The sequence below is a fragment of the Streptomyces sp. NPDC107765 genome (assembly GCF_055657085.1).
This window is the reverse complement of the sequence record NZ_JBVKBL010000011.1, coordinates 166,698-191,797: the sequence shown is the minus strand read 5'-3', so window position 1 is coordinate 191,797 and position 25,100 is coordinate 166,698. Positions and strand designations below refer to the sequence as shown.

22 protein-coding genes and 2 pseudogenes are annotated in these 25,100 nt (G+C 74.8%); 13 read left to right on the top strand and 11 right to left on the bottom strand.

From position 1 onward, the window contains the following. Positions 1–158 precede the first annotated feature (158 nt). Positions 159–2,087: a tetracycline resistance ribosomal protection protein Otr(A) gene (gene otr(A) / locus ACZ7MX_RS25875; protein WP_472135618.1), complete on the top strand. Its 1,929-nt coding sequence runs from the start codon at positions 159–161 to the stop codon at positions 2,085–2,087. Here the strand turns inward: otr(A) and ACZ7MX_RS25870 are convergent. Then, positions 2,066–2,611, bottom strand: a complete 546-nt coding sequence (locus ACZ7MX_RS25870) for an FHA domain-containing protein (RefSeq protein ID WP_472135617.1) — start codon at positions 2,609–2,611, stop codon at positions 2,066–2,068. The genes otr(A) and ACZ7MX_RS25870 overlap by 22 nt on opposite strands. Before the next feature lie 234 nt (positions 2,612–2,845). Between ACZ7MX_RS25870 and treZ the strand changes: the two genes are divergently transcribed. From treZ to ACZ7MX_RS25850, 4 genes are all read left to right on the top strand, one after another. Continuing rightward, positions 2,846–4,630 carry a malto-oligosyltrehalose trehalohydrolase gene (gene treZ / locus ACZ7MX_RS25865; RefSeq protein ID WP_472135616.1) on the top strand — a complete coding sequence of 595 codons (1,785 nt, stop codon included), beginning with the start codon at positions 2,846–2,848 and terminating at the stop codon, positions 4,628–4,630. A 112-nt stretch (positions 4,631–4,742) separates the two neighbouring features. Continuing rightward, positions 4,743–6,476 carry a PucR family transcriptional regulator gene (locus ACZ7MX_RS25860; protein WP_472135615.1) on the top strand — a complete coding sequence of 578 codons (1,734 nt, stop codon included), beginning with the start codon at positions 4,743–4,745 and terminating at the stop codon, positions 6,474–6,476. A 116-nt stretch (positions 6,477–6,592) separates the two neighbouring features. Further along, on the top strand, positions 6,593–7,573 hold the full coding sequence (locus tag ACZ7MX_RS25855) for a metallophosphoesterase family protein (RefSeq protein WP_472135614.1): 981 nt from the start codon (positions 6,593–6,595) through the stop codon (positions 7,571–7,573). After that, positions 7,570–8,229 carry a 4'-phosphopantetheinyl transferase family protein gene (locus tag ACZ7MX_RS25850; RefSeq protein WP_472135613.1) on the top strand — a complete coding sequence of 220 codons (660 nt, stop codon included), beginning with the start codon at positions 7,570–7,572 and terminating at the stop codon, positions 8,227–8,229. Before ACZ7MX_RS25855 ends, ACZ7MX_RS25850 begins: the two co-directional genes overlap by 4 nt. A gap of 197 nt (positions 8,230–8,426) precedes the next feature. Here the strand turns inward: ACZ7MX_RS25850 and ACZ7MX_RS25845 are convergent. The 5 genes and pseudogenes from ACZ7MX_RS25845 to ACZ7MX_RS25825 all read right to left on the bottom strand — a co-directional run. Next, positions 8,427–8,549 (bottom strand): annotated as a pseudogene (locus tag ACZ7MX_RS25845) (alpha/beta hydrolase); the annotation flags it as partial. A gap of 400 nt (positions 8,550–8,949) precedes the next feature. Beyond that, positions 8,950–9,387, bottom strand: a complete 438-nt coding sequence (gene msrB, locus ACZ7MX_RS25840) for a peptide-methionine (R)-S-oxide reductase MsrB (protein ID WP_472135612.1) — start codon at positions 9,385–9,387, stop codon at positions 8,950–8,952. Positions 9,388–9,404: 17 nt separating this feature from the next. Next, positions 9,405–10,802, bottom strand: coding sequence for a UDP-N-acetylmuramate--L-alanine ligase (gene murC / locus ACZ7MX_RS25835; RefSeq protein ID WP_472135743.1), 1,398 nt, complete (start codon positions 10,800–10,802; stop codon positions 9,405–9,407). Positions 10,803–11,139: 337 nt separating this feature from the next. Beyond that, positions 11,140–11,781 (bottom strand): response regulator, encoded by a 642-nt coding sequence (locus tag ACZ7MX_RS25830; RefSeq protein WP_472135742.1) that lies wholly within the window; start codon positions 11,779–11,781, stop codon positions 11,140–11,142. 8 nt (positions 11,782–11,789) lie between these two features. After that, positions 11,790–13,025: a sensor histidine kinase gene (locus ACZ7MX_RS25825; protein WP_472135611.1), complete on the bottom strand. Its 1,236-nt coding sequence runs from the start codon at positions 13,023–13,025 to the stop codon at positions 11,790–11,792. Positions 13,026–13,209: 184 nt separating this feature from the next. Here ACZ7MX_RS25825 and ACZ7MX_RS25820 point away from each other — a divergent pair, with 184 nt between their 5' ends. Together ACZ7MX_RS25820 and ACZ7MX_RS25815 are read left to right on the top strand one after the other, a co-directional pair. Next, complete coding sequence (locus ACZ7MX_RS25820) at positions 13,210–14,292, top strand: ABC transporter permease (RefSeq protein WP_472135741.1); 1,083 nt, start codon at positions 13,210–13,212, stop codon at positions 14,290–14,292. Then, a complete protein-coding gene (locus ACZ7MX_RS25815; RefSeq protein WP_472135610.1) occupies positions 14,289–14,975 on the top strand; it encodes an ABC transporter ATP-binding protein in 687 nt (228 codons plus the stop codon). Before ACZ7MX_RS25820 ends, ACZ7MX_RS25815 begins: the two co-directional genes overlap by 4 nt. Before the next feature lie 29 nt (positions 14,976–15,004). Here ACZ7MX_RS25815 and ACZ7MX_RS25810 read toward each other — a convergent pair whose 3' ends face one another. Together ACZ7MX_RS25810 and ACZ7MX_RS25805 are read right to left on the bottom strand one after the other, a co-directional pair. Continuing rightward, a complete protein-coding gene (locus tag ACZ7MX_RS25810) occupies positions 15,005–15,502 on the bottom strand; it encodes an indole-3-glycerol phosphate synthase (RefSeq protein WP_472135609.1) in 498 nt (165 codons plus the stop codon). Positions 15,503–15,638: 136 nt separating this feature from the next. After that, on the bottom strand, positions 15,639–16,463 hold the full coding sequence (locus ACZ7MX_RS25805; protein ID WP_472135608.1) for a dihydrofolate reductase family protein: 825 nt from the start codon (positions 16,461–16,463) through the stop codon (positions 15,639–15,641). Positions 16,464–16,530: 67 nt separating this feature from the next. On the opposite strand from ACZ7MX_RS25805, the gene zapE reads away from it, so the two are divergent. Continuing rightward, on the top strand, positions 16,531–17,670 hold the full coding sequence (gene zapE / locus ACZ7MX_RS25800; RefSeq protein WP_472135607.1) for a cell division protein ZapE: 1,140 nt from the start codon (positions 16,531–16,533) through the stop codon (positions 17,668–17,670). Between the two features lie 25 nt (positions 17,671–17,695). Here the strand turns inward: zapE and ACZ7MX_RS25795 are convergent, their stop codons facing one another. From ACZ7MX_RS25795 to ACZ7MX_RS25785, 3 genes are all read right to left on the bottom strand, one after another. After that, entirely contained in the window at positions 17,696–17,887 is a 192-nt protein-coding gene (locus ACZ7MX_RS25795) for a hypothetical protein (RefSeq protein ID WP_472135606.1), read from the bottom strand. A 165-nt stretch (positions 17,888–18,052) separates the two neighbouring features. Beyond that, positions 18,053–18,718 carry an ABC transporter gene (locus tag ACZ7MX_RS25790; RefSeq protein WP_472135605.1) on the bottom strand — a complete coding sequence of 222 codons (666 nt, stop codon included), beginning with the start codon at positions 18,716–18,718 and terminating at the stop codon, positions 18,053–18,055. Beyond that, positions 18,715–19,677 (bottom strand): ABC transporter ATP-binding protein, encoded by a 963-nt coding sequence (locus ACZ7MX_RS25785; protein WP_472135740.1) that lies wholly within the window; start codon positions 19,675–19,677, stop codon positions 18,715–18,717. Before ACZ7MX_RS25785 ends, ACZ7MX_RS25790 begins: the two co-directional genes overlap by 4 nt. Before the next feature lie 384 nt (positions 19,678–20,061). Between ACZ7MX_RS25785 and ACZ7MX_RS25780 the strand changes: the two genes are divergently transcribed. From ACZ7MX_RS25780 to ACZ7MX_RS25760, 5 genes and pseudogenes are all read left to right on the top strand, one after another. Continuing rightward, positions 20,062–20,814, top strand: a complete 753-nt coding sequence (locus tag ACZ7MX_RS25780; RefSeq protein WP_472135604.1) for an aminoacyl-tRNA hydrolase — start codon at positions 20,062–20,064, stop codon at positions 20,812–20,814. A 7-nt stretch (positions 20,815–20,821) separates the two neighbouring features. Next, positions 20,822–21,523: a LysE family translocator gene (locus ACZ7MX_RS25775; RefSeq protein ID WP_472135603.1), complete on the top strand. Its 702-nt coding sequence runs from the start codon at positions 20,822–20,824 to the stop codon at positions 21,521–21,523. A gap of 145 nt (positions 21,524–21,668) precedes the next feature. Further along, positions 21,669–23,073, top strand: a pseudogene (locus ACZ7MX_RS25770) (MbnB/TglH/ChrH family RiPP precursor modification enzyme). Beyond that, entirely contained in the window at positions 23,073–24,101 is a 1,029-nt protein-coding gene (locus ACZ7MX_RS25765; RefSeq protein WP_472135602.1) for a TIGR04222 domain-containing membrane protein, read from the top strand. The pseudogene ACZ7MX_RS25770 and the gene ACZ7MX_RS25765 overlap by 1 nt, the downstream one beginning before the upstream one ends. 136 nt (positions 24,102–24,237) lie before the next feature. Beyond that, positions 24,238–25,056, top strand: coding sequence for a TIGR04222 domain-containing membrane protein (locus ACZ7MX_RS25760; RefSeq protein ID WP_472135601.1), 819 nt, complete (start codon positions 24,238–24,240; stop codon positions 25,054–25,056). The last annotated feature ends 44 nt before the right edge of the window (positions 25,057–25,100 follow it).

Genomic DNA, 25,100 nt, shown 5'->3' with positions numbered 1-25,100 from the left:
TGCGCCGGGCCGCCCGTTAATTCGGTTGCGGTCCGGCGCACGGCTGCCACCATGGCCCGGTACACAGGAATGACTGAACAGGAGCAACGGGATGCGCGGATTCCTCGGAACGACTCATCGCCCCATCCGGACGACCGTCTTCGAGGACGCCCCCTTCCATGCACCTTTCGCACACCCTGAACATCGGGATTCTCGCCCACGTCGACGCGGGTAAGACCAGCCTCACCGAGCGGCTGCTGTTCGACACCGGCGTCATCGACCGGCTCGGCAGTGTGGACGCCGGTGACACCCGGACCGACACCGGCGAGCTGGAGCGGCAGCGCGGCATCACGATCCGCTCGGCGGTCGCCTCCTTCACCGTCGGCGACGTCCAGGTCAATCTGATCGACACCCCCGGCCACTCGGACTTCATCGCCGAGGTCGAACGGGCCCTCGGCGTGCTCGACGGCGCCGTGCTGCTGCTGTCCGCGGTGGAGGGCGTCCAGGCCAGGACCCGGGTGCTGATGCGGACGCTGCGGCGGCTGCGCATGCCCACCCTGCTCTTCGTCAACAAGATCGACCGGCCCGGCGCCCGCGGCGAGGAGCTGGTGGCCGACATCCGCCGGCTGCTGACCCCGGCCGTCGTGCCCCTGACGTCCGTGACCGGTCTCGGCACCCCGCAGGCCCGCGCGGTGCCGTACGCGCCGGCGGATCCGAAGGTGCGCGAGCGGATCGCGGAGTCCGTGGCGGAGGTGGACGAGTCGGTGCTGGCCCGGCTCGTCGAGGGCTCGCCGCCGGACGCGGAGCAGCTGCGGGCGGCGCTGTCCGCCCGGACGGCCGACGGTTCGCTGCATCCGCTGTTCTTCGGCTCGGCGCTCGGCGGTCAGGGCGTCCGGGCGCTGGTCGACGGCATGGTCCGGCTGATCCCGCCGGCTCCGGCCGGGCCGGGCGGTCCGCCGCGCGGCACGGTCTTCGCCGTGCACCAGCCGCCACAGGGCGAGCGGAGGGCGTACCTCCGGTTGTTTGCGGGCGAGCTGCGGGCCCGGCAGCGGGTCGAGCTGCACCGCGCCGGCGGCGAGCCGCTCACCGGCCGGATCACCGCACTCGACGTCGTCGGGCGGCCACCCGGGGACGACGGGCCGCTGACCGCCGGCAACATCGCGGTGGTCCGCGGGCTGCCCGGCGTCCGGACCGGCGACCGGCTGGGTCCGCCCGGCGACACCGCGGACGGCCCCGCCCACTTCCCCTCCCCCACCCTCGAATCCGTGGTGCACGCCCGCGACCCGGAGCGCGCCGCCGCCCTGCGCGCCGCGCTGCTGACGCTGGCCGACCAGGACCCGCTGCTGGCGGTCCGCCCGGCGCCGGACGGCGCGACGTCGGTGCTGCTGCACGGCGAGGTGCAGAAGGAGGTGCTGGCGGCGACGCTGCGTCAGGAGTACGGCATCGAGGCGGGCTTCGCACCGAGCCGGGTGGTGTGCGTGGAACGGCCCTGCGGGGTCGGCGAGGCGCTGGCGGAGATCGCCCGGCGCGGGCACACCGGGCCGTGGGCCACGGTCGGGCTGCGGGTCGAGCCGGGCGCCCGCGGCTCCGGTCCGGTCTTCACCTACGAGACCGAACTGGGCGCCCTGCCGCACGGCTTCCACCAGGCCGTCGAGGAGAGCGTGCTGGCCACCCTGCGCAGCGGTCCGCGCGGCCTGGCGGTGACGGACTGCCGGGTCGTGCTGACCCGGTCCGGGTTCATCGGGCCGCTGAGCACGGCCGGGGACTTCCGGGCGGTGACCCCGGGCGTCCTGCTGCGGGCGCTCGACCGGGCCGGCACCCGGGTCTACGAGCCGTACCACGCCTTCGAGGCGGAGGTCCCGGTGGACGCGCTGGCGCCGGTGACCGCCCGGCTCGCGGCGCTCGGCGCGGAGCTCGACCGGACCACCGGCGGCCGACGGTCCTGGCTGATCAGCGGAGCCCTTGCGGCGCGTCATGTGCCGCGGGTCCAGCAGGACTTGCCCGGTCTGACGCACGGCGAGGGGGTGTGGACGTCCAGCCCGTCGGGGGACCGTCCGGTGCGCTCCGACGTCCCGGAGGCGGGGGTTCAGCGCTCCGTGAGGACGTAGTCCACGTGGCCGAAGGTGATGTGGTCGCCGGGGCCGACCGGGATCTCGCCGACCACCCGCCGGCCGTTGACGCAGGTGCCGTTGGTGGAGCCGAGGTCGCGCAGCAGCCAGCCCTTGCCGGCGCTGCGCAGCTCGGCGTGCGCGCGGGAGACCGTCTCGTGGTTGAGCCGCAGGCCGACGCCCGGTGCCCGCCCTATGACCAGCGGGAGGGGGCTCGGTTCGGGCAGCAGCAGCTTGGGCAGCCGCTCCATCCGCCAGGCCCGGCGCACCCGGAGGTGGAACGCCGAGACCCGGCCGACCATCCGCAGCATGGTGCCCTGGACCTTGCCGCGGCTCGCCAAGTCGGCGGTGAGCAGGTCGAGTTCGGCGTTCTCCTGGGCGGTGAGCACGAGTTCCAGCCGCCGCAGGAAGGTGTCCTGGGACAGCCGCCCCTGTGCCGCGCCGTCCCGCAGCAGGTCAAGGGCGCGTTCCCGGTCGGCGTCCGACGGCCGCGCCGGACGCGCGGGGAACTCCAGCGAAGTCATGCCGTGATTGTCGGGCTCCCGCGAGCCGCTGTCCAGGCGAGGCCGGTGCGCGGCACCGGACGGTCCCGGGCGGTGCCGGACGGCCCGTCATACGGCCCGTCACAGGCCCGTCACCTCGCCGGAACGGACGCGCGCATTGGCGCGATGTCGGCCCGTGCCGCCACGTCGGGCTGTCGGGCGGCGCGCCGGCGTGCTTGGGTCGTCCGGACCGGGTGCGAACGAAGGAGGACGGCCGTGCTGTTCGAGGTGTGGGCGCCGCGCGCCGGACGGGTGGCTCTCCGGTGGGCGGGCGAGCGGGCTGCGGAACCAGAGATTCCGATGGCGCCGGACGACGCCCGCGCGGGCTGGTGGCGCACCGAGGCGCCGGCCCGCGACGGCGACCGCTACGCCTTCCGGCTCGACGACGGGCCGGCGCTGCCCGACCCCCGGGCCGCCCGGCTGCCGGAGGGTCCCGGCGGCCCGGCCGCGGTCGTCGAGCACGACCGGTTCGGCTGGCGCCATCCGTGGTCCGGCCGCCCGCTGCCCGGCGCGGTCCTGTACGAGCTGCACATCGGGACGTTCACCCCGGAGGGCACCTTCGACGCCGCCGCCGCGCGCCTGCGGCACCTGGCCGACCTGGGCATCACCCACATCGAACTGATGCCGGTCTGTCCGTTCCCGGGCGTCCACGGGTGGGGTTACGACGGGATCGCGCCCTGGGCGGTGCACGAGCCGTACGGCGGGCCCGAGGGGCTGAAGCGGTTCGTGGACGCGGCGCACGGCCTGGGCCTGGGCGTGGTCCTCGACGTGGTGCACAACCACCTCGGCCCGTCCGGCAACCATCTCCCGGAATTCGGCCCGTACTTCACCGACGCCCACCACACGCCGTGGGGCGCGGCGGTCAACCTCGACGCGCCCGGTTCCGACGAGGTCCGCGCCTACTTCCTCGGGAGCGCGCTGTCCTGGCTGCGCGACTACCGGCTCGACGGGCTGCGGCTGGACGCCGTGCACGCGCTGCACGACGACCGGAGCCCGCACTTCCTGGCCCAGCTGTCCGCCGCCGTGGACGCGCTGGCCGGCCGGCTGCACCGCCCGCTGTTCCTGATCGCCGAGTCCGACCAGAACGATCCGCGGACGACCGCGCCGCGCGGCAGCGGCGGCCAGGGCCTGCACGCCCAGTGGAACGACGACTTCCACCACGCCCTGCACACCGCGCTCACCGGTGAGTCCCAGGGCTACTACGCGGACTTCGCACGGGCCCCGCTCGCCGCCCTCGCCAAGACCCTGACCGGCGGCTTCTTCCACGACGGTACGTACTCCAGCTTCCGCGGCCGGCCGCACGGCGCACCGCTGGACCTGCGGGAGACCCCGGCGTACCGGCTGCTGGCCTACGCCCAGACGCACGACCAGATCGGCAACCGGGCACTCGGCGACCGGCTCGCCGCCGGCCTCTCCCCCGGCCTGCTGGCCTGCGCCGGTGCGCTGGTGCTGTGCGCGCCGTTCACCCCGATGCTGTTCATGGGCGAGGAGTGGGGGGCACGCACGCCCTGGCAGTACTTCACCGACCACACCGACCCCGAGCTGGCGGAGGCGGTACGGGCCGGCCGGCGGCGGGAGTTCGCCGAGCACGCCTGGACGGGTGAGCGCGCCGAGTGGCCCGACCCGCAGGATCCGGCCACCCGTGACCGCTGCGTACTGGACTGGTCCGAGCCGGCCGTGGCCCCGCACGCCGGGCTGCTGGCCTGGTACCGCACGCTGCTGGCGCTCCGTCGTGAACTGCCCGCGCTGACCGACCCGGACCCCCGGCACACCTCGGTCCGCTTCGACGAGGCGGCGCGCTGGCTGCTGCTGTGCCGCGGTCCGCTGCGGGTCGCCGTCAACCTCTCGCCGGAGGCGACCGCCGCGGTACCGCTGCCGGCCGGGGACGGCGGCCGGCGGCCGGCCCTGCAAGCCTTGGCGGGCTGGCCGGCGGCCCGGCTGCCGGGCGCGGACGGCATCCTCCGCCTGCCCCCGGAGTCGGTGGTGGTCCTGGGGCCGTGAGCCGGCTCGGGCGGGGCGGTGGGCGTCCGCGGGCACGCCGGTGCGCCACGCCGCCGGGTCGCCTCGACCGCCCGATCGTCCCTCCGATGGACAGGTGGTGGACACTGGGTCTGTGCCGCTGCATCTCTCGGACCTGCTGGCCCGGCCCGACCTCCGCCTCTCGGTCACCTACGACGTGCCGCCGCACCTGCTGGCCCGCCCGATCGAGGCCGCGACCGTCTCGGACCTGCTGTCGCCCGGCAAGTGGCTCCAGGGCGGCGAACTCCTGATGACCATCGGCCTGCTGCTGCCCATGGAGCCGGCCGCCTGCCGGGCGTACGTCCGGGATGTCGCCGAGGGCGGGGCGGCCTGCCTGGCGCTCGGGCTGGGGCAGGGGCTGCCGTACCAGGAGGCGCCGGAGCCGCTGGTGACCGCGGCCGAGGAGGCCGGGCTGCCGCTGCTGACGGTGCCGGACGAGGTGCCGTTCATCGCGGTCACCAAGGCGGTCTTCGACGCCCGCGCCACCGAGCAGCGCGCGGCGCTGCACCGGGCGTTCGCCACCCAGCGGCGGCTGACCGCGGCGGCGGCCGGTGACGGGCTGCGGCCGATGCTGGCGGAGTGGACGGCCGCCACGGGTGTCGGCGCGGCGGTGCTCGATCCGCTCGGCCGACTGCTGGCGGCGGGCGAGCGGGAGCCGCGCACCCCACTTGCCCAGGCCCGCGATCTGCTCGACCGGGTCGCCGCGCGCGGGCTGCGCGGCAGCGCGTCCAGCACGGCCGGCGGGCAACAGCTGGAGGTGCAGCCGCTGGGCGCGCGGCGGCTGCGCGGCCTGCTGCTGCTCACCGGCCGTCCGGACGACGCCGCCCGGTCGGTGGTCCCCGGTCTGGTCTCGCTGCTCTCGCTGGAGCTGGAGCGCCGCCACCTGCGTGACGAGCCGGAGCGCCGACGCCGGTCGGCGCTGCTGTCGGAACTGCTGGCCGAGGAACATCCGGCACCCGGCCGGGCCCGGGACATGCTGCACTCGGTGGGGCTGACGACCGAGCGGGTGCGCGGCGTGGTGGTGGAGGCGGTGAGCGGGGACGACGCGCGCACGCGGGCCTCGCGAGCCGGTTCCGGTCCGGCGGCCCCCGAACCCGCCGACGGGCCCACCGCCGAGTCCGCCGCCCAGGAAATGGCCGCCGATCTCGCCCTGGCGATGCCCGGCGGACTGGTCCGGGTCGTGGGCGGTACCCCGGACGGCACCACCAACGACACCCTGGGCGGCACCACAGACGCCACCCCGGCCGGTGGACCGGACCGCACACCGGGCGGGCCGGCCGGCCGGATGATCGAGGCGGTGGTTGGCGAGGACCTGGACATCCGGGACGTACTGGCCCGCTTCGCGCCCCGCCGGCCGGCCGGCATCGGGCCGGTCACCGCACCGGAGGCGGTGCGGGTGTCGCTGCGGCAGGCGGCCGGTCTGCTGGCCGTCAGCCGGGCGTCGGGCGAACCGGCCGAGGCCCGGCAGAGCCAGGCCAGCCGGCTGCTGCTCGACCTCGGCGACCGCCGCACGCTGCAGGGCTACGCCGACACCGTGCTCGGCCCGCTCGACCTCGCGGACCACGGCGAGGAACTGATCGCCACCCTGGCGGGCTGGCTGGAGACCGGCGGCGCCTGGGACGCCACCAGCCGCCGGCTCGGCGTGCACCGGCACACCGTCCGCAACCGCCTCGAGAAGGCCATGGAACTGACGGGGCGCCGGCTGAACGATCCGGACGACCGCTTCGACCTGTGGCTGGCCACCCGCATCCGCGGCGGCGGCACACCGTCCCCCGGGACCACCGGGCGCCCCACGGCGGCCATGCCACCGCCACAACCGGAACGGTGACGCGGGGGGGGAGGGAGCAGGGGCGTTGCCTCCCCCGGCACACCCGGACCGGTGACACACCGCCCGTCCCCCGGCCCGCCCTTCACTCTCCCCGGCGCACCGTCTTTACTGCGAGGGTGACCTACGAGATCCGCACCCTCACCCCTGGCGCTCCCGGCGCTCCCGGCGCCGACGGCCCCGCCGCGCCCCGCCCCGCCCCCGCCCCGTCCCCGCACCCCGCACCGGCCCACGGGCCCGGCACCCTGGTCGCGGTCAGCGATCTGCACGTCCGCTATGCCGAGAACCGCGAGATCGTCGAGGGGTTAAGACCGGAGTCCGTCGACGACTGGCTGCTGATCGCCGGCGACGTGGGCGAGTACGTCGCCGACATCCGCTGGGCGCTCGGCCTGCTCAGCGAACGCTTCGCCAAGGTGGTGTGGGTGCCGGGCAACCACGAGCTGTGGACCCCCGCCGACGACCCGGTGCAGCTGCGCGGGGTGGCGCGGTACGAGCATCTGGTGGAGATCTGCCGGGAGTTGGGCGTGCTGACGCCCGAGGACCCGTACCCGGTCTGGGAGGGGGCCGGCGGCCCGGTCGTCCTCGCCCCGCTGTTCCTGCTCTACGACTACACCTTCCGGCGACCGGGCGTGACGTCCAAGGAGGAGGCACTCGCCCAGGCCGAGCGGGCCGGGGTGGTGTGCACGGACGAGTTCCATCTGCACCCGGACCCGTATCCCACCCGCGAGGACTGGTGCCGGGCCCGGGTGGCGGCCACCGAGGCCCGGCTCGCGGCCCTGCCGGAGGACCTGCCGACCATCCTGATCAACCACTGGCCGGTGGTCCGGGAGCCCACCAACCCGCTGTGGTACCCGGACTTCGCACTGTGGTGCGGCACGGAGGCGACCGCCGACTGGCCGCGCCGGTTCCGTGCCGCCACCGTGGTCTACGGCCATCTGCACATCCCCCGCCTGCTGGTCTGCGACGGCGTCCCGCACCAGGAGGTCTCGCTCGGCTATCCCCGGGAATGGCGGCGCCGCTCCGGCGCACCGGGCCGTCCGGTGCAGATCCTGCCGGCCCCGGCCACCGTCGGTTCCGGCACCACGGGGGCCCTGGCATGATCGACAAGCTGCTCCCGGCACCGATCGTGACCGCCGAGTCCTTCGAGGACGCCCCGCTGTCCGAGATGTTCCCCGAGGAATGGGCGCTGGTGGAAGGCGCCGTGCCCAAGCGCCAGCGGGAGTTCGGCACGGTACGCGGCTGTGCCCGCGCCGCACTGTCCCGGCTGGGCATCGCCCCGGCGCCGCTGCTCCCCGGCCGCGACCGGGCGCCGGAGTGGCCGGAAGGCATCGTCGGCGCGATGACGCACTGCACCGGTTACCGCGCCGCAGCAGTGGCCCGCCAACGGGACATCCGGACCGTCGGCCTGGACGCCGAACCCAACCTCCCGGTCTCCGACCCGGGCGTCATGGAGCTCGTCACCCTCCCCGAGGAACGCGCGCAGCTGCACCATCTGGCCGACCTCGAACCGGAGATCGCCTGGGACCGCCTGATCTTCAGCGCGAAGGAGAGCGTTTATAAGGCGTGGTACCCCCTCGCCCACCGCTGGCTCGGCTTCGAGGACGCCCTGCTCACCCTCGACCCCACCGACGCCACCTTCACCGCCCGCCTCCTCGTCCCCGGCCCGCTCGTCAACGGCACCGAACTCACCGAGTTCACCGGCCGCTGGCTGGTCGAGGAGGGCCTGGTGGTGACCGCCATCACCATGCCGGCCTGACCCGGAACCCTTCCGGCGGGAAACGCGACGGTGCCCACAAAAGCCGAAGCTTTCGTGGGCACCACCCGGTTCCTGCCCGCCACGCCGGTAGGCCGACCACCTGCCGACCGCCCCCTGTGTCACCGCAGATTCCACGCACCCCGCGTCGAATTCCCCGCCGCTCGTCGCCTCGTTCGCCTTCCCCGCCGCCCTGGCTGGATGAGGATCAGCGGGGCCGGGGCGGCGGATTCAGGTGTCCACAGGGTGCCGGGGATCTCGCCGAGGGTGAATTCGCGTTCGAGGACACCGTCGTCGAGGCGCCGTCCGGAAGTGAATTGCATGGTCGTGCCTTCGGGAGTGCTCTGGAACGGTGCTCCCGGACGACCTATCGCCTGACCGTGACCCCGGAGGGGAGCACCCAATTCGATACTGCGTTCACGGGTACCACCTCCTCGTTCTCTCGCACGGCCCCCGGAGGAGTATCAGTGGTCGCCGTGCTTCGCCAACGGGTTTTCGCAAAGCGGAAGTGAGGCCAACTTCGACTTCAGTTGGCCCATCAAAGCTGCTCTTCGTGGGTCACCAGGCCACAGGCAGGTGTAAGCGCGCACGACGAGGGGGCCGGACGATTCGTCCGGCCCCCTCGTCATGTGCCCGCACACACCGGCGGTGCTCCTCCGGGCAGTTCGGCAGCTGTCCTCGCGCGTCAGCAAGGAGTCTCAAAATGCTGCCGGACGCGTCGGCCTACGGCTTGTGCTCCCCATGCGAACCGGGATCGCCCTCGTCCGGAACCAGCCGCAGCGAGATCGAGTTGATGCAGTACCGCTGGTCCGTAGGCGTGGGGTAGCCCTCGCCCTCGAAGACGTGGCCGAGGTGGGAGCCGCAGCGGGCGCAGCGGACTTCGGTGCGGAGCATGCCGTGCGAACGGTCCTCCAGGAGCTCGACGGCGTCGGAGTCCTTGGGGTCGTAGAAGGACGGCCAGCCGCAGTGGCTCTCGAACTTGGTGTCGGAGCGGAAGAGTTCGGCGCCGCAGGCGCGGCAGGAGTAGAGGCCCGACGTCTTGGTGTCGGTGTACTCACCGACGAAGGCGGGCTCGGTGCCGGCCTGGCGGAGTACCTGGTACTCGGCGGGGGTCAGCTCGGCGCGCCACTGCTCTTCGGGCTTGTCGATCTCGTACGGCATCTGGGGCCTCCTCCGGCTCAGTTGCCCAGGCGGGTCAGGATGGCGGGGCCGAGGTCGGTCACATCGCCCGCGCCCATGGTGAGAACAAGGTCACCGGGTCGGGCCATTCCGGCGATGACGTCCGGGACGGCGGACTTGTCGCTCTCGGCGGTGACCTCGGCGCCGGCGGCGCGCGCGGCGTCGATGATCAGGGTGCTGGTGACGCCCGGGATCGGGTCCTCGCGGGCCGGGTAGATGTCCAGCACAACGGAGGCGTCGGCGAGGGCGAGCGCCTGGCCCATTTCCGTGCCGAGCTCCTGGGTGCGGGAGAAGAGGTGCGGCTGGAAGACGACCAGGACCCGGGAGCCCTCGGCGGCGCCGCGGATGGCCTCCAGGTCGGCGGTCATCTCCGTCGGGTGGTGGGCGTAGGAGTCGATGACCTGGACGCCGGCCGCCTCGCCCTTGAGCTGGAGGCGGCGCTTGACCCCGGTGTACTTGCCGAGCGCGGAGGCGAGGTTGTGCGGCGGCAGGTCCAGGGCGACGCCGGCGGCCAAGGCGGCGACGGCATTGCTGGCGTAGTGCCGGCCGGGGACGGAGACCGTGAAGGTGAGGATCTTGCCGCTGGTGAGCGTGACCGTGACGTCGCTGGTCAGGCCGCGGGGGTTGACCTTGAGGATGCGCACGTCGGCGTCCTTGGCCTCGCCGTAGGTGACGACCTCGATGTCGTGGCGGCCGGTGATCCGCTCGGTCAGCTCGCGGGCGCCAGCATGATCGGCGGAGATGACCAGGGTGCCGCCGGGGCGGATGCGGCCCACGAAGGTCTCGAAGGACTCGTAGATCTCGTCCATCGAGGCGTAGTTGGCGTGGTGGTCCAGCTCGACGTTGAGGACGATGGCGACCTCGGGGGCGTACTTGTGGAAGCTGCGGTCGCTTTCGTCGGCTTCGGCGACGAAGATCTCGCCGGTGCCGTGCTCCGCGTTGGACCCGGGTGCGTCGAGGTCGCCGCCGATGGCGTAGGACGGCTTGAGGCCGAGGGCGCCGAGGGAGACGGCGAGCATGGAGGTGGTCGTGGTCTTGCCGTGCGTGCCGGCCACGGCGATCGGGCGCAGGCCCTCCATGAGGGCGGCGAGGGCGTCGGAGCGGTGCACGACGGGGATCCCGCGCTCGTGGGCGGCGGCCAGCTCGGGGTTGTCGGGGCGGATCGCGGAGGAGACCACGACGCTGGTGGCGTCGGCGGCGAGGTGCTCGGCGGCGTGGCCGAGGTGGACGGTGACGCCGAGGGCGCGCAGCGCCTCGGCGGTCGGGGAGTCCTTGGCGTCGCTGCCGGCCACCCGGGCGCCGCGCTGGGCGAGGATCTTGGCGATGCCCGACATGCCGGCTCCGCCGATACCGATGAAGTGCGGTCGGTCCATCGAGGCTGGGATGGCGGGTGCCATGGGCGGGTCTCCCTGATCGTCGATCATCGCGAGCGGTGGTGCGGTGGTGCAGTTCTGCGGTCGTGCGGTCTTGCGGTTCTGCGGTCGTACGGTCTTGCGGTTCTGCTGCCGGGCTGCCGGTTCCGGTCCTTGTGCTGCCGGTACGGCTGTCCTGCTGTCGAAGATTGTCGCACCCGGCACCGACAGCGTCGTTTCACGGACCCCGGAAGACCCCGGAAGACCCCGGACGGGGCCCGAACGACCCCGACGGTCCCCCAGACGACCGCGGGCAGCGGACGACCACGGACCGGGCCACACCGGAGCTGCGAGACAGCGGTCAGCGGTCAGCCGTCAGCCGTCAGCGGCGGATCAGGCCCTTTGCGGTGGCCGCGGCGACCGCGGAGGTGCGGGAGTCCACTCCCAGCTTGGAGTAGATGTGGACAAGGTGGGATTTGACGGTTGCCTGGCTGAGGAAGAGCTGTTTGCTGATCGCGGCGTTCGACAGGCCGTCCGCGACGAGCTGGAGGACCTCGGTCTCGCGGCGGGAGAGCGCGGTGGCGGGTGTCCGCATCCGGTCCATCAGGCGCAGCGCGATGGTGGGCGCGAGCGCGGACTTCCCGGCCGCCGCGGTGCGCACCGCGGCGGCCAGTTCCTCGGGCGGCGCGTCCTTGAGGAGGTAGCCGGTGGCGCCGGCCTCGATGGCGGCGAGGATGTCGGCGTCGGTGTCGTACGTGGTCAGGACCAGGACGCGCGGGGCGCCGGTCCGGGCGGTGATTGCGGCGGTGGCCTGCGAGCCCAGCATCCGCCCGCCGAACTGGAGGTCCATGAGGACCACGTCCACCTCGCACCGCCCGGCGAGCTCGACGGCCTCCTCTGCGGTGGGCACGTCCGCGACGACCTCGAAGCCCGGTTCGGTCTCCAGGACGGCGCGCAGTCCGGCCCGTACGACCGGGTGGTCGTCGGCGAGCAGGAGCCGGATGGGGGGCGCGGGGCTGGTCACGGGCCTGGTCACGGCGTGGCCTCCGGGCCGGCGGGTGCTGCGGGGCAGGGCAGGGTGACGGCGATGGCGGTGCCCTCTCCGGGGGCGGACTCGACGGCGAGGGTGCCCTGGAGGGCGCGGGCCCGGGCGCGCATCGCGGCGAGCCCGAAGCCGGTGCCGGAGGCCGCCGCGGAGCCCGGCGCGGGCACCTGCGCCGGGACGAATCCGGTGCCGTCGTCGACGACGTCGAGGGCGACCTCGGTGTCCATGTAGCTGAGGGTCAGCTCGACCCGGCCGGCCGCGGCGTGCTGGACGGTGTTGGCCAGCGCGGACTGGGCGATGCGCAGCAGGGCGACCTCGTGCGGGGTGGGGAGCGCGGTGGGCGCGCCGGAGACCTGGCAGTGCACGGTCAGGCCGGAGGCGCGCTCCGTGGTGGCGCACAGCCGCTCCAGGGCGGCGGGCAGCGAGCCGGTCTCCAGGTCGGGCGGGCTGAGCGCGCGGACGAACCGGCGGGCCTCGGCGAGGTTGTCGACCGCGGCCGTACGGGCCTGCCGGACGTGCCCGAGCGCCGCCCCGGGCCGCTCGGGGAGGGCGCGCTCGGCGGCGCGCAGCAGCAGCTGGATGCTGGAGAGGCCCTGGGCGAGGGTGTCGTGGATCTCGCGGGCCAGCCGCTCCCGTTCGGCCAGCACGCCGGCCGCGTGCTCCGCGGCGGCCAGCTCGCTGCGGGCCGCGGTGAGCTCCTCGATGAGGCGGCGGCGCTGTTCGCTCTCGCGGTAGAGCGCCTCGTATCCGAGGACGACGGCGACCGCGACCGCCGCCCCGAGGGCCGGGCCGAGGACCGTGCCGACGGTGAGGGCGTGGGTGTGCCATCCGAAGCCGGCGACGGCGGCGAGGGTGGTGGCCGCGACGGCGGGCAGCGCCCAGCGCAGCGGGAGGAGGTGCAGCTGGACGAAGAACAGCGGGAAGGCCAGCCAGACGCCGTCCGGGGTGAGGGCCAGCAGCACCAGCCAGACCAGCCCGACGGCGGTGAGCCAGAGGGCGGCGGCGCCGGTGGAGCCGCGCAACCGGGGCAGCCTGGGGCCGGCGACGTAGAGCGCGAACAGCACGACGGCGGTGGCCAGGACCGCGGGTGCGTGCGGGCGGTGATCGGCGACCGCGCGGACGGCGGCGAGGCCGAGCAGCGCGGCCACCATCAGATGGAGGCAGCTGCGCAGGACCCGCAGGACGGGGGTGAGGGAGTGGGCGGTCACGGCTTCTTCGGTCACGGCTCCTTCAGGCTACGGGCGGGTACGGCCCCCGGCATCAACCGAAGGGTTGATGCCGGGGCGCACCTTTCGATCTCCGCGGACCACTCCGCGGCGCGATGCCGCGGCCCCCTCCGGCGGGCGACGGTGGGGTCCAGCCGCCGGGCAGTGGGTCCGGCGTCCGACCCGGAGGATGGCCGAGCCCGTGTTCGTCGCCTGGAGAGATCTGAGATTCGCCAAGGGGCGGTTCGCCCTGATGGGCACCGTCGTGGTGCTGATCACCGTGCTGGTGGGTCTGCTGTCGGGCCTGACGGCGGGCCTGGGCCGGGAGAACACCTCGGCGATCACCGGGCTGCCCGCCGACCACCTGGTGTTCTCGGCGCCCCTGGAGGGCCGTGCGGTCGCCTTCACCGACTCCCGGCTGGCCGAACGGACCGTAAGGGAGTGGGCGCGGGTGCCCGGCGTGCGGCGGGCCGAGCCGCTGGGGATCGCCACGACGAAGGCGGAGGCGGGTGACCGGGCGGCCGCGGTGTCGGCATTCGGGGTGCGCCCCGGGTCGCCGCTGGCCCCGGCGCAGGAGCGGGCCGGGGACGGCGCGGTGGTGCTCTCGGAGAAGGCCGCGGCCTCGCTCGGGGTGCGGGCCGGCGGTTCGGTGTCGCTGGGCGGGCGCACGTTCCGGGTGGCGGCGGTGGCGGGTGCGGCCATGTACAGCCACACCCCGGTGGTCTGGACGTCGCTCGCCGCCTGGCGGTCCCTGACGGGCGGCACCGGCGGCGGCTCCCCGGGCGCGACGGTGCTGGCGCTCTCCACCACGGGGACGCAGGGCCTCGCCGGCGCCGACGGGCGGCTGGGCACGAAGACGGTGCCCTTGGACGACGCCCTGCAGGCCATCGGCTCGTACACCGCCGAGAACGGCTCGCTCCAGTTGATGCGCGGCTTCCTGTTCGCCATCTCCGCCCTGGTGATCGGCGCGTTCTTCACGGTGTGGACGATCCAGCGCAGCGGCGACGTCGCCGTGCTGAAGGCGCTGGGCGCCTCGACCCGCTATCTGCTGCGGGACGCGCTCGGCCAGGCCGTCGTCCTGCTGGTGATCGGGACGGGACTGGGCACCGCAGTGGCGGCGGGGGTGGGTGCGGGCATCGGCGGCGCGGTGCCGTTCGTCCTCGACCCGCCCACGGTGCTGGTCCCGGCCCTGGTCATGATCGCGCTCGGCGCCGCCGGGGCCGCGCTGTCCATCCGACGCATCACCTCCGTCGACCCGCTGACCGCCCTGGGAAGTGCCCGATGAGCCTCGAACTGACCGATGTGACCCTGACCTACCCCGACGGCGAGGACCGGCTGACCGCGCTGGACGCGGTCTCGCTGACCGTGCCCGCCGGCTGTATGACCGCGGTGATCGGGCCGTCCGGGTCGGGGAAGTCCAGCCTGCTGGCGGTCGCCGCGACGCTGATCCGCCCGGACCGCGGGCGGGTGGTGATCGACGGCACGGACACCACGGGCCTCGGCCGCGCCGAGCTGACCGCGCTGCGCCGGACGGCCCTCGGCATGGTCTTCCAGCAGCCGAACCTGCTGCCGTCCCTGACCGCCGCCGAGCAGCTGGAGGTGATGGCCCACCTGGACGGCCGCTCGCCGCGCAAGGCCCGGGCCAGGGCGCGGGAGCTGCTGGCGGCCGTCGACCTGGAGGGGCTGGCCGGCCGGCGGCCGCACCAGCTGTCCGGCGGTCAGCGGCAGCGGATCAACATCGCCCGGGCCCTGATGAACGATCCCGCGGTGCTGCTGGTGGACGAGCCGACCAGCGCGCTGGACCACGAGCGGGGCGCCGCGGTGCTGGAGCTGCTGGTGACCCTGACCCACCAGCGGGCGACGGCGACGGTGCTGGTCACCCACGACCACAGCCATCTGGACGCGGCGGACGAGATCGCGGAGGTGCACGACGGACGGCTGCGCCCCCGGCCGGCCGCCCGGCCGTGACGGTGCCGGTGGCCCGCCCCGGGGTGCGGTCAGCCCCCGGGCGTCCCCTGGGGCTGGTCGTCGGCGGCGTGCGAGAAGAGCTTGAGGACTGGGACGCCGACCTTGTGGCGGGCGCGGGAGGCCCAGTCGCGGTGGAAGAACTCCTCGACGAAGTGCGGGGCGGTCAGCACGATCACCTCGTCCGCCCCGGTCTCGTCCACGACGGCGCGCAGCAGGTCCAGCGGATGGTCCTCGACGACCTGTCCGACGGCCTGCGCACCGGTCCCGCGCAGTGCCTGGAGGGTGTGCGTCAGCCCGACCTCGGCGGGGGCCTCGGCCTGCGCCCCGCCCGGTTCGGCACCCTCGCGCACGGCGTCGTCGAACTCCCCGAGGGCGACGTCGTCGATGGCCCGCAGCAGGACGTCCTGCTTGCCGCGGGGCTGCATGAGCACGACGAACGAGACCGGGTCGTCGCCGTGCAGGGTGGTCACGAACTCCACGTCGGCGGGCGTCAGAGGTTTCTCGATCATCAATACGCTCGTGAACACGACGGACGCCCTTCTTCTCCTCAGGCCGCATTGTGCGGAGCCCGACAGACACCATCCTGCCCCGTCGCCACGCGGGACCTGTTGGCTTTTAGTGTGCCCAAAGGAAGCTAAGCGGAACAGATAATTCCGCTGTTTGTCAGGACCGACGGTAGCGAGTGAACAGGAACCCGGCCTCCTCCAATACGGACGCCAGGACGAACCGCTCGGGGACCTTGACGGCCGGCCCCTTCATGATCCTCGGTGCATCTCCGACCGTTACCACCGGAGCGAGCGAAAGACACATCTCGTCCAGCGCACCGGCCGCGGCGAACTGCCCCAGCAGCATCGGCCCGCCCTCGGTGAGCAGCCGGGTGTGACCGCGTTCGGCCAGGACACCGGCCACCCGCGACGGGTCGACGCCCAGGCCCTCGCCGGCGAACAGCACCTCCACACCGGCCGCCCGGGCCTTGGCCACCCGATCGGCGGGGGCGCCCGCGCCGGTCAGGACGACGGTCGGCGCCAGCGCCTCGGTGAACAGGGGCAGCCCGAAGTCCAGCCCGAGCCCGGCGGTGACCACCGCGATGGCGGGCGCCGGGGACTGCCCCGCGGCGGCCCGGCGGGCGGCGAACGCCTCCCGGGCGCGAGCCGGCCGGTAACCCTCCTGCCGCACCGTCTCCGCACCCACCACCACGACGTCCGCGACCGCCCGCAGCACCCCGAAGATCCGCATGTCGGCGTCGCTGGAGAGCGGCTGCGAGTGGCCGTCGTGATGGGCCGCGCCGTCCATGGAGCACACCATGTTGGCGCGCAGCCAGCCGGGGCGTCCGGCGCGCGCCGGGTCGTCCGGCGCCGGGTAGGCGTAGGCGTCGGCCAGCTCGTCGAGCGTCCACTCACGGTCGTCGGCACCGGTCGCCGCGGGCGCGGCGGCCGCCTCGTCGGCGGTGGGCACGGGCGGGGCGGTGAGGGGGAACAGGCGTCGCATGGCGGCAGTGTGACATGCCTCGCCGGACGGTCCGGCACCTCGGGCGAAGGAGATAGGCTGGACGGCTGTGTCACCTTCCCAGCCCTCCGCGCCGCAGCCCGACCCGATAGCCGGACCGGCGGCCGACGCGGCCGACCCGGCCGACGCAGCCCCCGCCGCGCTCACCGCCCGCGCCCCGCACGTCCCGGCCGACCGCCTGGTCGCCGAGATGGTGCCGCCGCCGCGCTTCCAGGACGCCCGGTTCGACACGTACATCCCGGATTCGAAGCAGCCCAGCCAGGCCGAGGCGGTCCAGGTCCTGAGCGACTTCGCGGACTCCATCGCCGGGGCGGACACCGGCGGCGGCAAGCGCCGCTGGTTCGCCAGGAGCCCCAAGAAGGCCGCCGCCCCCAAGGGCCCGCGCGGCGTCTATCTGGACGGCGGCTACGGCGTCGGCAAGACCCATCTGCTCGCCTCCCTGTGGCACGCGTCCCCGGCGCCCGCCGAACAGAAGGCGTTCGGCACCTTCGTCGAGCTGACGAACCTGGTGGGCGCGCTCGGCTTCCAGCAGACCGTCCGCACGCTCGGCGAGCACAAGCTGCTGTGCATCGACGAGTTCGAGCTGGACGACCCCGGCGACACGGTGCTGGTCTCCACGCTGCTCGGCAAGCTGGTGGAGGCCGGTGTGGCGCTGGCCGCCACCTCCAACACGCTGCCCGGCAAGCTCGGCGAGGGCCGGTTCGCCGCCGTCGACTTCCTGCGCGAGATCCAGGGCCTGAGCGCCCACTTCCGCCCGCTGCGGATCGACGGCGAGGACTACCGCCACCGCGGTCTGCCCGAGGCGCCCGCCCCGTTCGACGACGAGACGGTCACCCGTACCGCGTACCGCACGCCCGGGGCCTCGCTCGACGACTTCCCCTCCCTCCTGGACCACCTGTCGAAGGTGCACCCCAGCCGGTACGGCGCGATGTGCGACGGCATCGAGGCGGTCTGCCTGACCGACGTCCAGGCGGTGCCCGACCAGTCCACCGCGCTGCGCCTGGTCGTCCTCGCGGACCGGCTCTATGACCGCGAGGTGCCGGTACTGGCCTCCGGCAAGCCGTTCGACGAGCTGTTCAGCGAGGAGATGCTGCGCGGCGGCTACCGCAAGAAGTACTTCCGGGCGATCTCCCGGCTGACGGCCCTGGCGCGTGACGCGAAGTCGCTGGTGACCGGCGAGGTCGGCTAGCCGAGGCCTTTCCGACTGTCCGCCCTCAGCCGGAGCACGCGGTCCGCTGGGCCTCCTGCCATTCGCACACCGGGCAGAGCACGATGCCCGGCCGGTCGACCGGGTACTCGGTGGGCCGGCCGCAGTACAGGCAGTCGGCGACCGGGGGTTCGGGGGCGGTGCCGGCGGGCGCTGGGGCTGGGCGAGCGGGATCGGGGGTGGCGGGCGTGTGCGGCATGGGGCCGAGGGTACGCCCGCTCGTCCCGGGGGCGCCCGTCCCGTCGGCGCCCGTCCCAGGGGCACCCGAACCGCCAGCGCCCTCCCCGGGAGCGCCCGAACCGTCGGCGCCCGTCCGGGGCCGTTCCGAAGGCTCGTACCTCCTCCCCCGCCCTCTCCCCGTGGTTCAGCTGCGACGGGACGTCAGGGCGCAGGCGACGGTGGTGGCGGCGGCCGCGAGCAGGGCGGCCGCGGCGGCCGGGAGCCAGGGGACGGTGATCGTGCCGTGCAGGGAGCCGGTGACCAGGCCCGTCATGGCGGCGTTGGCGGGCGAGCCGCCCAGGACGAGCAGCAGCAGCGAGCCGAGCAGTCCGGCCGGGACGCCCCAGCCGGGAACGCGCAGCACCGGCCAGGTGCACAGCGCACCGAGGGCCAGGCCCGTCAACAGGCAGGTCAGCACGGCGAACAGGCCGGCGCCGGTCGCGGCCGGCACGGGTACCGCCACGTGGTGGGCGGAGTGCGGATCGGACAGCAGCACCACCAGGGCCGTGCCGAGCAGCCCGAGCAGCAGCCCGGCACCGGCCGCGGTCAGCACGGAGGCGAGGTGCACCCGGCCGGGCCCGGCGGCGGTCGCCGTACAACTACGGGCGGCCGGCGGCTCGTTGGTGACGCAGATCCGGGTCAGCCAGACGGTGACCGGCAGCACACCGACCGCGGCGTAGCCGAACGCGTCGAGGATCGGGCCGCCGCTCCGGATGCCGATGGCCAGGAACGCCGCGTAGAGGATGACCGGCGGCAGCCAGCGGTGCGAGCCGACGAGCAGCGCCGCCTGATAGCGGAGGAGAGCGATCACGGGTGGGGGGCCTCTTCGGGGTCGGGGTCAGGGGCGGGGTCGGCGGCGTACGGGCTTGCCGGACCTGGCGGTACGGCCGGGCCGGGGGCGGTGGTGACGGCGCGGATGTGCCACGGCGGACGGGTGGTGAGCAGGGCGCGCAGCAGCGCGTCGGAGTGGACGGCGGGGACCGTGAACCGGAATGTGCCGTCCGGGCCGGGAGTGATCTCCGGGCCGCCCGGTAGGCGCGGGGCGCCGGCGGTGGTACCCGGTGGGCCGGTCGGCGGGGCGGCGCCCGGTGGGCCCTCGGCCTCGATGGTCACCCGGGGGCCGGTCGCGGCGCCCGGATCCGCGGGCGTGCCGGGCCGCTCCTCCTGGGCCAGCAGCCGCCCGTCCGCGACCCGGTAGCGGGCGTCGGCCGCGCCGGCCAAACGCTGGGGATCGTGGTCGACGAACACCACGGTGCCGCCGTCCGCGACCCGTTCGGCGACCGCGCGGTCGAGCACCTCACGGGCGCCGCGGTCCAGGCCGGTCCACGCCTCGTCCAGGACGAGGAGTTCGGGCTCGGCAAGCAGCGCCTGGGCGACCGCGACCTTCTGGCTGGTCCCCTTGGACAGCTCGGCCAGCCGGGTACGGGCGTGCCCGGCCGCGCCGAAGCGTTCCAGCCACTCGGCGGCGCGCCGGGCCGCTTCCGCGCCGGTCAGGCCGTGGACGCGGCCCAGGTGGGTGAGGTATCCGGCGGACGTGAAGGGCATGGCGGCGGGGAAGCGTTCGGGGACGTAGGCGCGGCGCGGCCGGCCGGTGATGCGTCCGGTGCTGGGCCGGTCGATCCCGGCGAGCAGCCGCAGGAGGGTGGACTTCCCGGTGCCGTTGGTCCCCTCGATGCGCAGCAACGCGCCTTCGGGCACCGCGAGGTGGACCTCGCGCAGCACCCAGGGGCCGCGGACCCCGTAACGCCGCCCCACCCCGTCCAGCCGCATCCGCTCCGGCACCCGCTGCCTCCCCGTGTCCCCGCGCTGCCCGGCCCGGCGCCCCGATCGCCCGCGCCGGCACGCCCATTGGCGTCTGGCGTCACTCCCGCCGGCGGTCCAACTGCCGTACGGCGTCGGTCCGCCCGCCGCGCTCGACGGTAGCGGGACCGGTCGCCGGATGCCCGCTCAGGGACGCGGCGGACGACACGGCGCGGGCGAGTCCGGGCGGGCGCGTCCGGACAGTCGGGTCCGCGCGGGCGGGCCTGCGCGTGGGCGCCAGCGCGCCGGGCGGGGACCAGCGCGGGGCCGGCGTCGGGGCAGCCGGTGTGTGCGGGCGGGGCCTGCGCGGGCAGCGCCGGGGGCGTTGTCAGTGGCGGCTGGCAGACTGATCGGGTGACCAGGACCGAGACCGCCGGGCAGTCCGGCAACGATTCCACCAGCCCGTTCCGCCCCGAGGAGAGCGACCGCGACGCGGCTTTGCAGTTCGTGCTGCCGCTCGTCGTGCGGCTGGAGCGGGCCGACCCTCCGGCGCGTACGGACGCGCTGGAGACGGCCGCCCGGGCGGTGCTGGTGCTGCTGTCGGACGAGCGGTCGGCCGGGGACGGCGAGTGGGCGGCGGCGGTGCGGGACTGGCAGGACGCCCGGATCCGGAAGGTGGTGCGGCGGGCGCGCGGCGCGGAGTGGCGGCGCGCCGAGGCGCTGCCCGGGATCACGGTCACCGGGCGCCGCGCCGAGGTGCGGGTCTATCCCCCGGTGCCCCTGGACGGCTGGCCCAAGGAGCTGGTGAAGCTCCAGGTCTCCGGCACGGAGCTGGACGACCCCGAGCCGCCCGGGCCGCCCGCCGACGGCGTGCCCGTACTGTGGCTGAACCCGGCGCTGGAGATGTCGGCGGGCAAGGAGATGGCGCAGGCCGGCCACGGCGCCCAGCTGGCGTGGTGGGAGCTGTCCGAGCAGGAGCGGACGGCCTGGCGCGCGGCCGGCTTCCCGTTGGCCGTGCGGTCCGCGGATCCCGCGCGCTGGGAGGCGCTGACCCGCAGCGGGCTGCCCGTGGTCCGCGACGCCGGGTTCACGGAGATCGCGCCGGGCTCCTGCACGGTCGTCGCGGACCACCCCGCGCTGCGCGGCGCGCTGCCGCAGGGGCGGTGAGGCGGCCGTGCTGACGTCCCTGCTCGGTTTCACCCTCGTGGCCGCGCTGCTGACCATTTCGCCCGGCCCCGACTTCGCGGTGGTCCTGCGGACCGCGCTCGGCTCGGGGCGGCGCGCCGCGCTGTGCAGCGCGCTGGGCATAGCCGCCGGATGCTTCGTGTGGGGGGTGGCCGGTGCGGTCGGGCTGACCGCGATGCTCGCCGCGTCGAGGACGGCGTACGACGTGCTGCGGGTGGCCGGCGCGCTGTATCTGATGTGGCTGGGGATACAGGCGCTGCGCAGCGCCCGGCACATACGGATCGCCGGGGAACCGGCGGCCGGGGTACCGGAATCCGGGATTTCGGAGGCCGAGGTGCCCGCCGCGGTGCGGGATCGGTCCGGTGACGGCGCGGGCGCGCGGCCGGTGACCCCGCTGCGGGCGTTGTGGACGGGCCTGTTGACCAATGTCCTCAACCCCAAGGTCGGGGTGGTCTACATGTCGCTACTGCCTCAGTTCATCCCGCACGGCGCGCCGGTGATCGCGGCGACGCTGCTGCTGGTCGCCGTCCATGCCGCGCTGGGCGTGCTGTGGCTCGGCGGTATCGCCTTCGCGGTGCACCGCGCCCGGGCCGTCTTCCAGCGGCCGCGCATACGGCGGCGGCTGGATCAGGCCACCGGCGGGGTGCTGCTGGCGCTCGGTGCCGCGGTGGGGTTCGAGACCGCGCGCTGACCGGCAGGGACGGCCGACGGGTTGCCGTAAGCAGGCGGAGGTCCGGGCGGGAAGCTCAAATGAAGCTCTGAACTCGGCAGGTACAGGGTTCGGCCCGTCCTGACGTGGCCATGAGTACCCCGACCACGGAGTGGGAGGGGGAACCATGGAGCATCCGGGAACGGACATCGAGCGCCTGGGGACGGGCATCGGCTGGCGGCCGGAAATCGCCGCGGAGATCGCCGGGCTGCCCGGTGTGGACTGGGTCGAGGTGGTGGCGGAGAACATCTGCCCCGGCCATCTCCCGGACGCCCTGCGGGAGTTGCGGGAGCGCGGGACGACCGTCGTCCCGCACGGCGTCTCGCTCGGGCTCGGCGGCGCCGACCGTCCGGACGCCGGCCGGCTGGCCGCCCTCGCCGAGCGCGCCGAGGTGCTGGGCGCCCCGCTGGTCACCGAGCACATCGCGTTCGTCCGGGCCGGCGGGCCGCTGACCGCCTCACCGCTGATGGAGGCCGGGCATCTGCTGCCGGTCCCGCGCACCCGCGACGCGCTGGACGTGCTCTGCGAGAACGTCCGCATCGCCCAGGACGCGCTGCCGGTGCCGCTGGCGCTGGAGAACATCGCGGCCCTGGTCAACTGGCCGGACGAGGAGCTGACCGAGGGGCAGTTCCTGGCCGAGCTCGTCGAGCGGACGGGGGTGCGGTTGCTCATCGACGTCGCCAACCTCCACACCAACCACGTCAACCGCGGTGAGGACCCGGCCGTGACGCTGGACGAGCTGCCGGTCGAGGCGATCGCCTACGTCCATGTGGCGGGCGGCGTGGAGCGGGACGGGGTCTGGCACGACAGCCACGCCCATCCGGTGACCCGGCCGGTGCTGGACGTGCTCGCCGAGCTGTGTGCCCGGATCACCCCGCCCGGTGTGCTGCTGGAGCGCGATGACGACTTCCCCGAGGCCGGCGAGCTGGCCGGGGAACTCGACGCGATCCGCACCGTCCTGAAGGAGGCCCGCCATGTCCAGGCGGCTTGAGCCCGTACGGGAGCCGGGCGCCGGCCCCACCGCCGGCGCGGCCCCCACCGCCCGCACCACCGCACCGCCCACCACCCTCGCCACCGCGGCCCCGGCCACCTCCGGTACCGACGCGGCGCGGCAGCGGCTGGCGCTGGCGCAGACCGCGCTGCTCTCCGCGCTGGTCGCCGGCACCCCGGCGCCCGAAGGCTTCGACCGCACCCGGCTGGGCGTGCAGAGCCGGGCGCTGACCGCCAAGCGGTCCGGTGTGGTCGCCAAGGTCGCGCCCGAGCTGCCCGAGATCCTCGGCGACGACTACCGTCCGGCGTTCGCCGGCTACGCCCGCAACCGTCCGATGCGCGGCGGCTACCGCCAGGACGCGCTGGACTTCGCGGCGCACCTGCTCGCCCAGGGCCGTCCCGCGGACCCCGCTGCCCGGCAGCGGCTGACCCGCTGGTGGCGGGAGCGCGCGAGCCCCACCCCACCGTCCGCCGGGCCCGCGGCCCGGCTCGCCCGTACCGTCCACGCCGTTCGCCAGGCACTGAAGGGAAGGTGGCGATGATGTCGTTCACGCAAGCGGTGTACGTGGGCCTCGGTGCCTCCTCGCTGGTGCTGCTGCTCGGCACGCTCCTGGTGCGGCGCGGCACCCCGTCCGTCCCCCGGGGCGAGGCGCAGGCCCGCACCGTGTGGGAGACGGCGTTCCTGGCCGGCGGTCCCGGGCGGGTGGTGGACGCGGCGCTCGCCGGGATGTGCGAGGACGGCCGGCTGGCGGTGGGCGGCCCGGGCGTGGTGACCGTCCGCCAGGCCACCGCGCAGCACGCGGTCGAGACCGCCGTGCTGGACGCGGTCGCCCGGACGCCCGGCGGGGCGCTGGCCGCGGTGCGCACCGAGGCCATGCGCAGCCCCGCGGTCCAGGAGGTCGGCAACCGGCTGGCGGCCCGCGGACTGATGCGTCATCCGCGGCGGGGACGCGGCTGGCGCCGGCTGGCGGGCGCTCAAATGGCCGCCACCCTTGTGCTCTTCGCCCTCGGGGTGCTGCTCTCGGTCGCGGACGCCGGCAACGACGACGGCTTCGGCGAGGGGTTCGACCCGCCGGTGGTGATCACGGTCATGCCGGCGCTGATCGCGGGTCTGATCGTGGCCGCGCTGTGCCGGACGGTCTTCCGGAACCGCGTCACCAAGGCGGGTGCCCGCGCGTTGCGCTCCGCGCAGGCCGCCCACTCCAGGGCCGGCGTGGGCGGGGCTTGGCAGGCCGCCGGGCTGGTGGTGGCGCTCGGCGGTACGGCGCTGATAGCGGACGAGCTGCTGCGGCAGCAGTTCGAGGAGGCTCAGCGGACCGCCGCGCTGGCCACCGCCGGCGGCTCGTCGTCCGGCAGCTCGGCGGCCGGCTACGACTCCGGTGGCGACCTGGGCGGCGACAGCTCCTTCTGGTGCGGCTCGTCCGACGGCGGCTCCGGTTCGGGCTGCGGCAGCGGCGGTTCGTCCTGCGGCTCCGGTTCGTCGTGCGGCGGCGGTTCGAGTTGCGGGGGCGGTTCCTCGTGCGGCGGTGGCTCGTCGTGCGGCGGCGGTTCCGGCTGCGGCAGCAGCTGAGCGACGATTCTCCGCCCGAAGGTGTCCGGTTTGCGGGCCACACCCGTCCTGATCAGGGAAGGAAGGGACGTGATGTGGTCCACACAAGGGGAAAATTAATAGCCATTGTCATGGACCTTCCCGTAGAAAATGGACCATGTGGCTTCTCTTCCTCCTCGTCGCCGCGGTCGCGGCGGTGTTCTCCTGTGCACGGGTGTGCCGGGCCGCGGTCGCCGCGGCCCGGACCGGCCGCCCGGCCCGCCCGCCGGTCTCCGCCCCGGTCCCGGACCCGGCCGGTGACGACGGGCACGCGCCCGGACTGACCCTCTACGAGATGGCCTACCTCTCCGGCGGGCCGCAGCGGCTCGCCGACGTGGTCCTGGTGCTGATGGCCCAGAAGCGCCGGCTGCTGCTCGCCCACACCGGCTGGGCCACCGTCGTCGAGCCGGTCGCACAGGACCCGGTCGAGCAGGCGACGCTCAGCGCGATAGGCCCGGACGGACAGCGCCCGATACCCGCGGTGCGGGAGGCCCTGGTGGCCGACGAGGCGGTCCGGGCGGTGGCCGACAAGCTGGTGGCCGACGGGCTGGCGCTGCCCGCCGCGGCCCGCCCCGGCATCCGCAGCGGGGTCCGCCAGGTGTGGGCCGCCGCCCTCCTGGTCGTCCTGGCCGCCGCCGCGGCCTACTGGATGGCGCCGCCCGGCACGGACACCGCGCTGCTCCTGGGGTGGTTCTCGCTGCCGCTGGTGCTCTGCCTCGGGACCCTGGCCGTGGCCCGCTTCGAGCTCCACCCGTACCGGGACTGGGCCACCGACGCGGGCGAAGAGCGCCTCCCCGACAAGGCCGACCCGCCCGGCTCGCGGCTCCCCTCCACCCCTCTGGCACCCCTCACCTCCCTCATCTCCTTGGCCCTGAACGGCCCCAGCGCCCTCACCGATCCCGCCCTTCGCGCCGCGCTCCACTCTTCCGGGGCATAGCGCCCGACACCGGTGCCCGGTGCTTTACATCGCCAATCACCGCC